Annotated in this window: 14 protein-coding genes; 6 read left to right on the forward strand and 8 right to left on the reverse strand. The window is 62.7% G+C overall.

Going from position 1 to position 13,846, the window contains the following annotated elements:
- Positions 1-270 precede the first annotated feature (270 nt).
- The 5 genes from IRZ77_RS17370 to IRZ77_RS17390 form a co-directional block, all read right to left on the reverse strand.
- A complete protein-coding gene (locus IRZ77_RS17370; RefSeq protein ID WP_196173997.1) occupies positions 271-972 on the reverse strand; it encodes an SDR family oxidoreductase in 702 nt (233 codons plus the stop codon).
- Positions 969-2,411 (reverse strand): deoxyribodipyrimidine photo-lyase, encoded by a 1,443-nt coding sequence (gene phrB / locus IRZ77_RS17375; RefSeq protein WP_153670669.1) that lies wholly within the window; start codon positions 2,409-2,411, stop codon positions 969-971. The genes IRZ77_RS17370 and phrB overlap by 4 nt, the downstream gene beginning before the upstream one ends.
- Positions 2,402-3,301 carry a MerR family transcriptional regulator gene (locus IRZ77_RS17380; protein WP_046616018.1) on the reverse strand — a complete coding sequence of 300 codons (900 nt, stop codon included), beginning with the start codon at positions 3,299-3,301 and terminating at the stop codon, positions 2,402-2,404. Before IRZ77_RS17380 ends, phrB begins: the two co-directional genes overlap by 10 nt.
- The gene (locus tag IRZ77_RS17385) at positions 3,291-4,259 is read right to left on the reverse strand and encodes a YbgA family protein (RefSeq protein ID WP_085601916.1); all 969 of its coding nucleotides are present in this window, start codon (positions 4,257-4,259) and stop codon (positions 3,291-3,293) included. The genes IRZ77_RS17380 and IRZ77_RS17385 overlap by 11 nt, the downstream gene beginning before the upstream one ends.
- Before the next feature lie 101 nt (positions 4,260-4,360).
- The gene (locus tag IRZ77_RS17390; RefSeq protein ID WP_046616020.1) at positions 4,361-5,347 is read right to left on the reverse strand and encodes an NAD(P)/FAD-dependent oxidoreductase; all 987 of its coding nucleotides are present in this window, start codon (positions 5,345-5,347) and stop codon (positions 4,361-4,363) included.
- Positions 5,348-5,533: 186 nt separating this feature from the next.
- On the opposite strand from IRZ77_RS17390, the gene IRZ77_RS17395 reads away from it, so the two are divergent.
- Together IRZ77_RS17395 and hemH are read left to right on the forward strand one after the other, a co-directional pair.
- Positions 5,534-6,439 carry a TIGR01777 family oxidoreductase gene (locus IRZ77_RS17395; RefSeq protein WP_085601917.1) on the forward strand — a complete coding sequence of 302 codons (906 nt, stop codon included), beginning with the start codon at positions 5,534-5,536 and terminating at the stop codon, positions 6,437-6,439.
- 13 nt (positions 6,440-6,452) lie between these two features.
- A complete protein-coding gene (hemH, locus tag IRZ77_RS17400; protein WP_046616022.1) occupies positions 6,453-7,466 on the forward strand; it encodes a ferrochelatase in 1,014 nt (337 codons plus the stop codon).
- Positions 7,467-7,598: 132 nt separating this feature from the next.
- Here the strand turns inward: hemH and IRZ77_RS17405 are convergent, their stop codons facing one another.
- Both IRZ77_RS17405 and upp read right to left on the reverse strand, forming a co-directional pair.
- Positions 7,599-8,873 carry a uracil-xanthine permease family protein gene (locus tag IRZ77_RS17405; protein ID WP_046616023.1) on the reverse strand — a complete coding sequence of 425 codons (1,275 nt, stop codon included), beginning with the start codon at positions 8,871-8,873 and terminating at the stop codon, positions 7,599-7,601.
- A gap of 2 nt (positions 8,874-8,875) precedes the next feature.
- On the reverse strand, positions 8,876-9,514 hold the full coding sequence (upp, locus tag IRZ77_RS17410; RefSeq protein ID WP_011532223.1) for a uracil phosphoribosyltransferase: 639 nt from the start codon (positions 9,512-9,514) through the stop codon (positions 8,876-8,878).
- Positions 9,515-9,676: 162 nt separating this feature from the next.
- Here upp and IRZ77_RS17415 point away from each other — a divergent pair, with 162 nt between their 5' ends.
- The 4 genes from IRZ77_RS17415 to IRZ77_RS17430 all read left to right on the forward strand — a co-directional run bounded on the left by IRZ77_RS17415 (position 9,677) and on the right by IRZ77_RS17430 (position 11,628).
- Positions 9,677-10,234 (forward strand): hypoxanthine-guanine phosphoribosyltransferase, encoded by a 558-nt coding sequence (locus IRZ77_RS17415; protein WP_016501490.1) that lies wholly within the window; start codon positions 9,677-9,679, stop codon positions 10,232-10,234.
- A 2-nt stretch (positions 10,235-10,236) separates the two neighbouring features.
- Positions 10,237-10,710 carry a WbuC family cupin fold metalloprotein gene (locus IRZ77_RS17420; RefSeq protein WP_046616024.1) on the forward strand — a complete coding sequence of 158 codons (474 nt, stop codon included), beginning with the start codon at positions 10,237-10,239 and terminating at the stop codon, positions 10,708-10,710.
- A gap of 88 nt (positions 10,711-10,798) precedes the next feature.
- Positions 10,799-11,269: a hypothetical protein gene (locus tag IRZ77_RS17425; RefSeq protein WP_025337696.1), complete on the forward strand. Its 471-nt coding sequence runs from the start codon at positions 10,799-10,801 to the stop codon at positions 11,267-11,269.
- Positions 11,270-11,337: 68 nt separating this feature from the next.
- The gene (locus IRZ77_RS17430; RefSeq protein WP_085601918.1) at positions 11,338-11,628 is read left to right on the forward strand and encodes a PA4642 family protein; all 291 of its coding nucleotides are present in this window, start codon (positions 11,338-11,340) and stop codon (positions 11,626-11,628) included.
- Positions 11,629-11,805: 177 nt separating this feature from the next.
- Here IRZ77_RS17430 and mqo read toward each other — a convergent pair whose 3' ends face one another.
- A complete protein-coding gene (gene mqo / locus IRZ77_RS17435) occupies positions 11,806-13,314 on the reverse strand; it encodes a malate dehydrogenase (quinone) (protein ID WP_196173999.1) in 1,509 nt (502 codons plus the stop codon).
- Between the last annotated feature and the right edge of the window lie 532 nt (positions 13,315-13,846).

Genomic DNA, 13,846 nt, shown 5'->3' on the forward strand with positions numbered 1-13,846 from the left:
TGAGATGGCTGTGAGCTTGAATTGCTCTGTGTATTTGCCCATAGGTCCCCCAAGGGTTGGATTTTTTGTCCAACTTCTTGGGGGCAGTCCACCTTGTAGGAGCAGCCTTGTGCTGCGAAGAAGCCATTACTGCAGAAGAACATCTGCTGCCCTACTGTCCTCTTCGCAGCACAAGGCTGCTCCTACAGGTTATGCGCATGACTTCAAGCCGATGCGGTCGAGGCGGGAGCCGGCTTGCCGGCGATAAGGCCGGTACGGCCACCACATCAATTACTTGTGTGACAAAGGCCAAAGGCCATTGAGATCCAGAGCTTCCAGTACAAGCTCGGGCTCCCTCTGCGGCCACTGCCGCAGCAGCTCTTCTGCCGCACTCTGCGGCGTCCATGCCTCCGGTATCGCGTGCGCCGATGTTACAGGTGTTTTCAACGACTGCGGTCCCACCACGGTCAGCTCAACCCCTTGCGCCTTCAACGCCTGGCGTTGCTCGCGCATCCATTGCGGCATGTTGTTCCAGCCTGCAGGCACCTGCGTCGGTGCATGCAATTGCAGCGCCGAATAACGGTTGAATACCGCCATCACCTGCGGCGAGTCACCCTTCGCCAGCAAAGGCAGCGCACTGGCCAGGCAATGCTCGCCGGCCAATTGGTTGTCAGTGACGATAGCCTCGAACAACTCGCTGTCCGCCACATCGTCCGCCAGGTAATCGCTGGTACCCGCATTGATGATCAAGCCGTCCAGTGCGCACCAGGCATGGCATATCTGCTGGCCGGCCTGGGCCGCCTGATGCTCTTCGTGCAGCTGCCACGGCACGCGCAGCAGCTGGCTGCCATAGCGCTCAGCCAAGGCATCCAGTGCCTCGCCATGTTTGGCGCTTGCAGCTACCCGATGTCCTTGCTCGAGCAACTCTTCCACTAACGCCAGGCCTAGTCCATTGCCTGCTCCCGTCACCCAGATACTGCGTGCGTTGTTCAAGATGCTGCCCTCTGATACTGCCGGCGCGGGAGGTTCTTGAATGCCTCCAGTGCGCGCTGACGACTTCTGTCGAGATCGACAATTGGACTGTGGTAGGAATATCTAGCAAAAAGATCGGCCGACTTCATGGGGAAATGAATGGCTTTTTCATCCAGCCCCTGCAATTCCGGTAGCCAGTGCCGAATGAAACGCCCCTGCGGGTCGAAACGCTGCGACTGTGAAACCGGGTTGAAGATGCGGAAGTAGGGCACTGCGTCGGTGCCTGTGGATGCGCTCCACTGCCAGCCGCCGTTGTTGGCGGCCAGGTCGCCGTCTATCAGGTGGCGCATGAAATGCCGCTCGCCCTTGCGCCAGTCGATCAACAGGTTCTTGCTGAGGAACATGGCCACGATCATGCGCAGGCGGTTGTGCATCCACCCTGTATCCAGCATTTGGCGCATGGCGGCGTCGATGATCGGGAAGCCGGTTCGGCCCTGTTCCCAGGCTTCGAGGTCGTCCGGTGCGTCGCGCCAGGGCAGCGCTTCGGTCTGGGCGCGGAAGGCGCGGTGACGCGAGACCTGTGGATAACCAGTCAGGATATGTTTGTAGAATTCACGCCAGAGCAGTTCGTTGATCCAGGTTTGCACACCGCTGCTGCCGCTGTCGAACTCGCCGCGGTTGCTGGCCAGGGCACCGTGCAGGCACTGGCGCGGCGAGATCACGCCTGCGGCGAGGTAGGCCGAGAGCTGGCTGGTGCCGGGCTTGGCAGGCAAGTCACGCAGCTGTTGGTAGTCGTCGATGGTATCGTCGAGAAAACGGGTCAGCCGCGCCTGCGCTTCGGCTTCGCCGGCCGGCCAGTGGTCGCGCAGTGCTTGCGCAGGTTTTTCGAAGCCGTCCACATGCTGAGGGATCGGGTCGCTGCTGACCTGCAACGGTGCCTGACGTTTCACCCGGTGAGCCAAGGCGGGGAGGCTGCGGTGCAGGTGCTCCAGGCAGTTCTTCTTGAACTGGCTGAACACCTGGAAATAGTCGCCGCTGCGGGTAAGGATGGTGCCAGGGCGGAACAACAGCTGGTCGAGGTGGCTGTGGGCCTGGATGGACGACTTTTCCAGCAGCGTGCGGGTGGCGTCGTCGCGACGTTGCTCGTTGATGCCGTACTCTTCGTTCCAGTGCACGCTTTGCACCTGATGTTGGCGACAGACGTCGAGTACGGCCTGTGGCGCCTGGTCCCAGGTGTCGATCTTGCGGATCAGCAGGGGGATGTTCAGTCGCTCCAGCGACTGGCGTAGGTCGCGCAGGTTTCGCAGCCAGAAGTCGACTTTGCAGGCGGCGTCGTCGTGGGCCAGCCATTGCCCGGGGCTCACCAGCCACAGGGCGAGGGTCGGGCCGCGTTCGCTGGCGGCGCTGAGCGCGGTGTTGTCATCGATGCGCAGGTCGCTGCGCAGCCAGGTCAGGTGCATGGTGCGATCATCTCTCCAGGCTGGCGGCCGTGGGCTTGCAGCAAACGCAATGCCGCCTGTGGGGTATCGAACAGGGCAAGGTTGGGTAGCCTGAGGGCACGCAGGCGGGCTTCATGCAGTGCCAGCGTCGGTCCGCCGACCAAGGTCGGCACGAGCAGGTTGGACAGGGTACGTTGCAGCGCCTTGTCATCGATGCGTGGCCCCAGGTGCAGCAGCACGGCTCGCGGCTTGAGCATGGTGACGGCGCGTTGCAGATGCGCGCCGGTGATGGTGTGCTCCAGCACTTCGACCGGCAGGCCGTTGCTGGTGAACAGCCAGGCGCACAACCACAAATCGGGGCTGAAGGTGTGTTCGCTATCTTCGGCCAGCAAGATGGCAGGGCCTTGCAGCAACTGGTTGTCGTGGTAGACCCGGGCGCCCAGCTTGCTGCGCAGCCAGCTGTGGAAAAACACCTGCTCCAGCCGTGCATTGAAATAGTTGCGCCAGCGCAGGTCGAGGAGATCGAGCAGTGGCAACAGCAATTGTTCGCACAGCGTGACGGCCGGATACAGGGCCATGGCCTGGTTGAGCTGCTGGTCGAGGGCGCGCTGCGACAGCGTTGCGATGGCTTCGATCAGCTGGAGCTGCCGGGCTTGCCAGTCGCCTTTCGGTGGCGAGCTGGCCGGCTTGTCGAGCAGCTCGCGTACCTGGCCGACGGAGGCGCCGCGTTGCAGCCAGGCCAGGATCGCCTCGACGCGTTCGACCTGCTCCAGCGGATACAGGCGATGGCCCTTGGCGGTACGCTGGGGCTTGAGCAGGCCGTAGCGGCGCTCCCAGGCGCGCAGGGTGACGGGATTGACGCCGGTGCGGCGAGCCAGTTCGCCGATGGGCAACAGGATTTCAGACGGCATTGCGCAAGCCCAGGCGCTCGGGATGCGGCTGCAGGTAGGCCTGCTGCTGCAGATACGGATCGGGGTGCTTGCGCAAATGGTGCTTGAGCAGGGTCAACGGCACTATCAGAGGCACAACGCCCTGCTGGTACTGGCCGATGATGGCTTGCAGCTCGGCTTTGTCCTGCTGTGTGAGGGTATCTTTGAAGTAGCCGCTCAGATGCTGCAGCACGTTGCAATGAGTGCCGCGGCTGGCACAGCGACGCAGAGCTTGCATCAACTGGCTGAAATAGCGCGGGCCGAAGCTTTGCGGGTCATCGTCCTTGCTCATGCTGCCGAGCATGCGCCCGAGGCTGCGGTAGGCCTGCGGGTTGTTAGCCATCAGCAGGTACTTGTAGCGCGAATGGAACCGTACCAGGGCGCCACGGCTCAGGCCTTCGGCCAGCAGGCGCTGCCAGTCGGCGTAGGCGTACACGCGGCTGATGAAGTTCTCGCGCAGCACAGGGTCGTGCAGGCGGCCTTCTTCTTCCACCGGCAGGTCCGGGCGCCGTGCGCAGAACGCCTGGGCGTATACGCCCCGCCCACCGTGCAAGGCCGGGTGGCCATTTTCCTGGTACACCTTGACCCGTTCCAGGCCACAGGAAGGCGATTTCTGCATGAAGATGTAGCCGCAGATATCGTCGAGTTCGACTGCCATTTGCTCGCCGTAGCTGCGCAGAGGGCCGGTCAGGTCCATGCCGGGGTTGCGGGTACCTACCACTTCCGGCCGGTCGGGGTTGCCGACCAGGCGGATCGGGTCGCGCGGTACGCCCAGGCCGATGGCCACCTCCGGGCACACTGGTAACCAGTCGAAATGTTCCTCGAGTTGCATACGGCACAGGTCGGAGGCCTTGTGGCCGCCGTTATAGCGCACGCTGTGCCCGGTCAGGCAGGCGCTGATGGCGATGCGCGGCTTGCTGTGGGCGGATGGGTCGTGCATGGGCTGTCTCCAAGAAACCTGTACGAGACCAAAAATTTGTACAGGTTCATTCCAGCACAGCCCGGAAGTTATGCAAACCAGTTTTTTTGTATAACCCTACATCACTCGAGGTGTTCGAGCAGCCGACGCGCTGCTTCCTGGCCGCTGAGCCAGGCGCCTTCGACACGGCCGGACAGGCACCAGTCGCCGCACGCGTACAAGCCCTGGTCAGCATCGGCCAGCGCACCCCATTCATGGTTGCTGCTCGGGCGGGCATACAGCCAGCGGTGGGCCAAGGCAAACGTAGGGGCCGGCACCACGCAGCCAACCAGTTCGGCGAACTCTCCCCACAGCTGTTCGATCACTTCTTCCTTGGGCAGGTCGATGTGTTGCCGGCTCCAGTCCGGGGTGGCGTGCAGTACCCAGGTGTCGAGGTGCTCGTCGCGCCCAGGCTTGCTGCGGTTGCGCGCCAGCCAGTCGAGCGGGTTGTCCTGCACGAAGCAGCCTTGCATCGGGGTGTCCAGCGGGGTCTGGAAGGCCAGGGCGACGGCCCAGGTGGGTTCCATCTGCACGCCGGCGGCAACCGCAGCGAGCTTCGGGGTAGAGGCCAGCAGCGGCGTGGCCTGCGGTGCCGGCACGGCGATCACCACGCGGCTGTAGGGGCCGTGGCTGCAGCCTTCGGTGTCCTGCAGGTGCCAGTACTGCTTGCCGCGGAACACTTCGGCGATGCGGCAACCGAAGTTGACCGTCACGTCCTTGAGAAGGCCGCGGGTGATTGCACTCATGCGCGGCACCCCCACCCAGCGCGTCTGCTCGTCGGGGGAGGGGCTGAGTTCACCATCGCGGTAATTGTACAGCTGTGGCTTCCATTGCTCGGCCCAACCAGCGGCAACCCACTGCTGTACCTGCTCGACAAAGCGCCGGTCACGGGCGGTGAAATACTGGGCGCCGAGGTCCAGCGCGCCAGCTTCGCTGCGCTTGCTGGCCATGCGCCCGCCACTGCCGTGGCCTTTGTCGAACAAATGCACGGATTGCCCGGCCTTCTGCAAGGCCTGGGCGGCTGACAGACCGGCGATACCGGCCCCGATGATGGCAATAGGTACTGTCATGATGGCCTCTTCAAACCTTGCTGTAAGCAGACTACGCTGTCAGGCAAACCTGTACAATGCTCAAATGTTGTATAAGGTTATTCCGTGTTGCAGGCAGGTTGGCCTATGTTTATCCGAGAGCGTCGGGTCAAAAAAGTGCCTTGATGTTAAAAATAGACCACCGCCGCATTCTGCGAGGACACAGCCATGCATATATTGCTGACAGGCGGCACCGGGTTGATCGGCAAGCACCTGTGCCAGTACTGGCTCGGCCAGGGTCATCGCCTGACGGTATGGAGCCGGCGACCCGAGCAGGTGCCGAAAATCTGTGGGGCCGGCGTGCGTGGCATTGCCCGCCTTGAGGAACTGGAGGCGGATGATCACCTGGACGCAGTGATCAACCTGGCCGGCGCGCCGATTGCCGATCGGCCTTGGACGGCGGCCCGGCGCAACCTGCTGTGGGCCAGCCGCGTCACCCTCACCGAGCAGCTGCTGGCCTGGCTGGGTAGCCGCGAACAGCGCCCGGAAGTGCTGATCTCCGGCTCTGCGGTGGGCTGGTACGGAGACGGTGGCGAACGCGAGCTGACCGAGGCTTCACCGCCGGTGCGCGAAGATTTTGCCAGCCAGCTGTGCATCGCCTGGGAAGAGACGGCGCTGCGTTCCCAGGCCCAGGGCATTCGCGTGGTGCTGGTGCGTACCGGCTTGGTGCTGGCCAGTGACGGCGGCTTTTTGTCGCGCCTGCGGCTGCCCTTCAAACTGGGGCTGGGCGGGCCTTTGGGCGACGGGCGGCAGTGGATGCCTTGGGTCCATATAGAAGACCAGGTCGCCCTGATTGATTTTCTCTTGCAGCACAAGGATGCCAGCGGTCCTTATAATGCCTGCGCCCCGGAGCCGGTGCGCAACCGCGAGTTTGCCAGGCGCCTGGGCCGCACCTTGCACCGGCCGGCGTTGCTGCCAGTGCCGGCACTGCTGCTCAGGGCCGGGCTGGGTGAACTGTCGACCCTGCTGCTCGGCGGCCAGCGCGCCCGCCCGGTACGCTTGCTGGCGGCAGGCTTCAACTTCCGCTTCAACGATTTGCAATCGGCCCTGGACAACCTGTCCAGCCGCCTCTGACATAGGATGCTGCATGACCGATCACGCCCTGCTGCTGGTCAACCTGGGTTCCCCGGCCTCCACCTCGGTGGCTGATGTGCGCCGCTACCTCAACCAGTTCCTCATGGACCCGTACGTGATCGACCTGCCTTGGCCGGTGCGGCGCCTGCTGGTGTCGCTGATCCTGATCAAGCGCCCTGAGCAATCGGCCCACGCCTATGGCTCGATCTGGTGGGAGGAGGGCTCGCCGCTTGTGGTGCTGACCCGTCGCCTGCAGGCGGCAATGGTCGAGCACTGGCCCCATGGCCCGGTGGAGATTGCCATGCGCTATGGCCAGCCGGCCTTGCCCGAGGTGCTGGAGCGTCTGGTCGCACAGGGGGTGCGCAAGGTGACCCTGGCACCGCTTTACCCACAGTTCGCCGACAGCACGGTGACCACTGTGGTGGAGCTGGCCAGGCAGACGGTCAGTGAACGCCAGTTGCCGTTGCAACTGCGCGTGCTGCAGCCGTTCTACGAGCACCCGGACTACATCGAGGCACTGGCGGCTAGCGCCAGGCCTTATCTGGAGCAGGATTACGACCACCTGTTGCTGAGCTTCCATGGTTTGCCGGAGCGGCACCTGAAGAAGCTCTACCCGGCCGGCAAGCATGACCTGCGCGCGGCGGATTGTTGCGAAGGTGCCAGTGCCGAGGTGCGTGCGGTGTGTTATCGCGGGCAGTGTCTGGCCACGGCCAAGGCTTTTGCGCAGAAGCTGGGCATACCGGACGGCAAGTGGTCGGTATCGTTCCAGTCGCGGCTCGGGCGCGACAAGTGGATCGAGCCTTACACCGAAACCCGGCTGGATGAACTGGCCAAGGCTGGGGTGAAGCGCTTGTTGGTGATGTGCCCCGCGTTCGTTGCCGATTGCATCGAGACGCTGGAGGAGATCGGCATGCGCGGCAGCGAGCAGTTCGTCGAGGCCGGTGGGCGGGAGCTGGTGCTGGTGCCGTGCCTGAATGAACACCCGGAGTGGGTGAAAGCGCTGGCGGGGTTGTGCGAAAAAGCCTGACTTCCAGGTTGCCTGTACCGGCCCTATCGCCGGCAAGCCAGCTCCCACAGGATGCTCACAGTTCTCCAAACCTGTGGGATACCTTTGGGAGCTGGCTTGCCGGCGATAGGGCCAGATCAGGCTAAAGCCGGATCAAGGCAACTGATCATCCAGCTTCTTGTGCTTCCACCCATCATTGCCCGGCAAGATCAGGTTCAGGGCGATAGCCACGATGGCGCACAGGGCGATGCCTTTCAGGCCCCAGTCATCCGGGCCGTCACCGCTGCCGATCAGCACGCCGCCTATACCGAACACCAGGGTCACCGACACGATCACCAGGTTGCGTGCTTCGGCCAGGTCGATCTTGTGGCGGATCATGGTATTCATGCCCACCGCCGCGATCGAGCCGAACAGCAGGCACAGGATGCCACCCATCACCGGTACCGGGATGCTTTGCAGCAGGGCGCCGAACTTACCGATGAAGGCCAGGGTGATGGCGAACACCGCCGCCCAGGTCATGATCTTCGGGTTGTAGTTCTTGGTCAGCATCACCGCGCCAGTCACTTCGGCATAGGTGGTGTTGGGCGGGCCGCCGAACAGGCCGGCTGCGGTGGTGGCCAGGCCGTCACCCAGCAGGGTGCGGTGCAGGCCGGGCTTCTTCAGGTAGTCGCGGCCGGTCACGCTGCCGACTGCGATCACCCCGCCGATGTGCTCGATCGCCGGTGCCAGGGCAACCGGGACGATGAACAGGATGGCCTGCCAGTTGAACGCTGGCGCGGTGAAGTTGGGCAGCTCCAGCCACGGTGCGGCGGCGATCCTGGCAGTGTCGACCACGCCAAAGGCGAACGACAGGGCAAAGCCTACCAGCACGCCGGCAATGATCGGCACCAGACGGAAGATGCCCTTGCCGAATACGGCGACGATCAGCGTTGTCAGCAGGGCCGGCATCGAGATCATCATGGCGGTCTTGTAGGGCAGCAGCACGCTGCCGTCACCGGCCTTGCCCATCGCCATGTTGGCGGCGATCGGCGCCATGGCCAGGCCGATGGAGATGATCACCGGGCCGATCACCACCGGTGGCAGCATGCGGTCGATGAAACCGGTGCCTTTGATTTTCACCATCAGGCCCATGAAGGTGTACACGAAACCTGCGGCCATCACGCCGCCCATGGTCTCGGCCAGGCCGAACTGGCCCTTGGCGAGGATGATCGGGGTGATGAAGGCAAAGCTCGAGGCCAGGAACACGGGTACCTGGCGGCCGGTGACCAGCTGGAACAGCAGGGTGCCGATACCGGCGGTGAACAGCGCGACGTTCGGATCAAGGCCAGTGATCAGTGGCATCAGCACCAGTGCGCCGAATGCCACGAAGAGCATCTGCGCGCCTGAAACGACCTGGCGCCAGAGCGGGTCGTTGAAGCCGTCCTGCATGGTCAGGCGTCCTTTTGCTTGGTGCCGAAGATCTTGTCACCTGCATCGCCCAGGCCCGGCACGATGTAGCCGTGTTCGTTCAGGCGCTGGTCGATCGAGGCGGTGTAGATCTGCACATCCGGGTGGGCTTTTTCCACCACTTCGATGCCTTCTGGCGCGGCGACCAGGACCATGGCGCGGATCTCTTTGCAGCCGGCTTTCTTCAGCAGGTCGATGGTGGCGACCATCGAACCGCCGGTGGCCAGCATCGGGTCGATGATCAGGGCCAGGCGCTGGTTGATGTCGGGAGCGAGCTTTTCCAGGTAGGTGTGGGCTTCGAGGGTTTCCTCGTTGCGGGCAACGCCGACGGCGCTGACCTTGGCACCCGGGATCAGGCTGAGCACGCCGTCGAGCATGCCGATGCCGGCACGCAGGATCGGTACCACGGTAATCTTCTTGCCGGCGATTTTTTCAACTTGTACCTTACCGCACCAGCCATCGATCTCGTAGGTTTCGAGCGGCAGGTCCTGGGTGGCTTCGTAGGTCAGGAGCGCGCCGACTTCCTGGGCAAGTTCGCGAAAATTCTTGGTGCTGATATCGGCACGGCGCATCAGGCCGAGCTTGTGGCGGATCAGCGGATGGCGGATCTCACGAGTGGGCATAGGGGGGCTCCGAAAGGCGGGCAAAAAAACCGCGCTAGATTAATCTATTCAGCCTGTGCTGTCGTCTGGTCATTCTGGACGTTAGTCCATAAATGCTTGATCTGTGACGAGCGGATGCGTACCTTTGCCCGCTTTTCCAAAATGCACCCCCCGGAGAGCGCCATGTCCGCCGATCTCGAGCATATCCGTCAAGTCATGCGTGAAGCTGACTGCCTGTACACCGAAGCCGAAGTCGAAGCGGCCATCGCCAAAGTCGGCGAGCAGATCTGCAAGGACCTGCACGACAAGAACCCGGTGGTGTTCTGCGTGATGAACGGCGGCCTGATCTTCTCCGGCAAACTGCTGACCCACCTGCAGTTCCCGCTGGAAGCCAGCTACCTGCACGCCACCCGCTACCGCAACCAGACCAGCGGCGGCGAGCTGTTCTGGAAGGCCAAGCCCGAAGTGTCGTTCATCGACCGTGACGTATTGATCGTCGACGACATTCTCGATGAAGGCCACACTCTCAGCGCCATCATCGAGTTCTGCAAGCATGCCGGTGCGCGCTCGGTGCACACGGCGGTACTGATCGACAAGGACCATGACCGCAAGGCCAGCCCGGATCTCAAGGCCAACTACGTGGGCCTACCCTGTGTCGACCGCTACATTTTCGGTTACGGCATGGACTACAAAGGCTACTGGCGCAACGCCAACGGCATCTTCGCCGTCAAGGGGTTGTGATCATGCGCCAGCCTGCGTTCATCGACCAATCGCTGTTCGCCGGGCTGGCTGCACAGGCTGCCGCCAACCCGCGCGGGCGGCAGCATCACACCTTCCATGAGATGGAGGACCCCTGCCATCGCATGGCGGTCGGGCTGCAACCGAGCACCTATATCCCGCCGCATCGCCACCTGAGCGCCGACAAGGCTGAAACGCTGATTGCGCTCAAGGGGCGCTTCGGCCTGTTGCTCTTCGATGAGCAAGGGGCGGTGACCGACAAGCGAGTGCTGCAGGCGGGCGGCGACTGCCTGGGTGTGGATCTGGCTCCAGGTATTTACCATGGGCTGGTGGTGCTGGAGCCGGACAGCATCCTGTTCGAGTGCAAGGCCGGGCCGTATCGGCCAGTGGGTGAAGGCGAACATGCGCACTGGGCGCCGCGCGAAGGTGAAGAAGGCGTGGCCGAGTACCAGGCCTGGATGCGCGCGCAGTTCGATTGATGTTGCCTGCACCGGCTCCTACAGGGCGATAGGGTCATACGCCCCAGGCACTACATGCTAGAGTGCTCCTTCATTCAAGGAGCCTCACATGCGTGCGTTTCTTCCCCTCCTGCTGGCGGTCAGCCTGCCACTCGCCGCCGCACCGCTGCACAGCCAGTTCCTGCCACCTGACGACCAGTCCCTGCGCCAGGAAGCGCCGACCGGCCAGCAATTGCTGCAAGTGACCGACTACTCGGTGGTAGTGGGTACCCAGCGCCAGTCCGACCAGCAGCCGATCCCGATCACTTCGTCGTTGCAGGTGCGCCTCAAGGGCAAGCCGCTGAGCAAGGGCGCCACCATCGCCCAGGTGCTGCTGACCTTTGACGGTGAAGCGGCCAAGAGCCTGAAGAAACCCGTGTACGACGACAAGACCCGCACCCTGAGCCTGAATTACCCGCTCAGCGACTACCGCGTGATCATGGACCTGCTGCGCAACGAGACGCTGTATGTGCAGTTTCTAACGTACGGTAACGGACACGTCTGGGCCGACCTGCACACCGGTACCGTACGTACGCGTTGAGGCGCCCGGCCTGCGGGGGGTACACTGCCGGCCTTCGAAATTTCGTGATGGTCCAGTTGGAGTCGGCAATGCGTAAAGACAAGAAACAGGTAATCGGTGACGAGATCAGCGACGACTACATCAAGACGTTCCTTCAGTTCGAACCGGCCGATGGCGTGACTTCGCCGTCGCTGCACAAGCTGGTCAAGGCCTACCGCGGCCTGCGCATCGACGATTTCGAGCGTTTTGTCGGCTTCTTCGTCGACGCTGGGCTGGACCTGGATGGCAAGGACGAGCACGGCAAGACCTTTGTCGAGCAGATTGCCGACCAGCGCAATGCGGCGGAGTACATCGAGATCATCGCCAAGGCCCGTGGCTGATTTTTAACCTGTGACGGCCCTTTCGCGGGCACGCCCGCTCCCACAGGGATGGTGCAGAGCCTGAGGGCGACGCCAAAACCTGTGGGAGCGGGCATGCCCGCGAAGAGGCCGGCACAGGTCAATGAGCAACCAGGCACAAAAAAACGCCCCGAGGGGCGTTTTTCGCTACCGGTCGAATCAGGCGTAATGCTTGGCCGCCGGGCTGCTTTCCACCAGGTCCAGCGCCACATCGTTGTCGGCACTGATCTTGTGGTACAGGGCAGCATCGGTCGCCAGAGTCTTCTCGCGAGCCGGGAAGATCTCCTTGAGCTTGGCAGCCCAGGCGCCCTTGGCCTGCTCGGGGAAGCAGCGCTCGATCAGTTCCAGCATGATCGACACGGTTACCGAGGCACCCGGCGATGCGCCGAGCAGTGCAGCCAGGCTGCCGTCCTGCGCCGAGACAAGCTCGGTACCGAACTGCAGCACACCGCCTTTCTTCGGGTCTTTCTTGATGATCTGCACGCGCTGACCAGCCACTTCCAGGCGCCAGTCTTCGGCCTTGGCCTGAGGATAGAAGCGACGCAGGGCTTCCAGGCGCTGCTCCATCGACTGCATCACTTCGCTGACCAGGTACTTGGTCAGGTCCATGTTGTCACGGGCCACTGCCAGCATCGGGCCGATGTTGCCCATGCGCACCGACAGCGGCAGGTCCATCAGCGAACCGTGCTTGAGGAACTTGGTGGTGAACCCGGCATATGGGCCGAACAGCAGCGATTTCTTGCCATCGACCACGCGGGTATCCAGGTGCGGTACCGACATCGGCGGAGCGCCGACTGCGGCCTGGCTGTAGACCTTGGCCTGGTGCTGCTTGACGATTTCCGGGTTGTCGCAACGCAGCCACTGGCCGCTGACCGGGAAGCCGCCGAAGCCTTTGCTTTCCGGAATGCCCGACAGCTGCAGCAACGGCAGGGCCGCGCCACCTGCGCCGAGGAAGACGAAGCTGGCGTCCACTTCACGGCTGCCACCGCTGTTGACGTCCTTGATGCTCACGGTCCAGCCCTTGCCATTACGGCGCAGGCCGACGACCTTCTTGCTGTACTTGACGTGGGCATCCTGCGAGTCGCCCAGCAGCTTCAGCAGCTTGTTGGTCAGGGCGCCGAAGTTGACGTCGGTACCCTTCAGTACGCGGGTGGCGGCGATGTGCTGGTCGGCTGGGCGGCCTGGCATCATCAGCGGCATCCAGTCCTTCATCACGGCTTTGTCTTCGGTGTATTCCATTTCCGCGAAGGCATGGTGCTGCTTGAGCAACTCATAGCGCTTCTTGAGGAAGGAAACACCCTTATCACCCTCGACGTAGCTCAGGTGCGGGACAGGGTTGATGAAGGCACGTGCCGAGCCGAAGTTGCCCTTCTTGCTCAAGTAGGCCCAGAACTGGCGCGAAACCTCGAACTGGGTGTTGATGTGCACGGCCTTCTTGATGTCGATGCTGCCATCGGCGGCCTGGGGCGTGTAGTTAAGCTCGCACAGGCCGGCGTGCCCGGTGCCTGCGTTGTTCCAGGGGTTGGAGCTTTCCGCGGCTCCGGAGTCCATCGCCTCCACGACCTCAAGCTTTAGGGTCGGGTCGAGCTCCTTGAGCAGTACGGCCAGGGTGGCACTCATGATGCCCGCGCCTACCAGTACCACATCAACCGATTCGTTCTGCGCCATTTAACGCGTCTCCACAATCTACAGCTACCTAATTGACAGCATAGGACCTGGGTTCGCCAGGGTCGCCATGTCCGACTTTTCGCAGTTCTTGCAACTTCCGCGGACACCGCCAATCAGTCTTCGGGTTCGCGTATTGAACGCGGTTTGCCACGGGTGCGGCAATTCGACTTATGGTCAAGGTGTCGTGCGTGCGTTATGGAACGGCTCAGACACTCATACGAAATGAGCGCATTTGCCGCCTGTTCAGGGCTGTTCGGGACACATCTGCCGCTTTTGCACATGCCAGACTGTTCATTTGCTCGCCACACTCTTGTGAAGTTGTGAAAACCGTTTTTTCACGCTCTTTTGGAGACGTGAACCTCAAAAGGGGACTGCGCGATGGCAACCCGCAGGTTCATGCAGTGTGAAGGGCCGGAAAAGCAGGCACGACAGCCGATGCAAGACCTGAGTGGAAGGCTCTCTGTGGGCGAAGCGTGAAGTTGCCGGGGTCAATCGGCGAGTGCGGGGCCCGATCAGGAGACGTCCTTATAAT

It is taken from the genome of Pseudomonas pudica, from assembly GCF_015680405.1.
In the GTDB taxonomy this organism is placed as follows: Bacteria; Pseudomonadota; Gammaproteobacteria; order Pseudomonadales; family Pseudomonadaceae; genus Aquipseudomonas; species Aquipseudomonas pudica.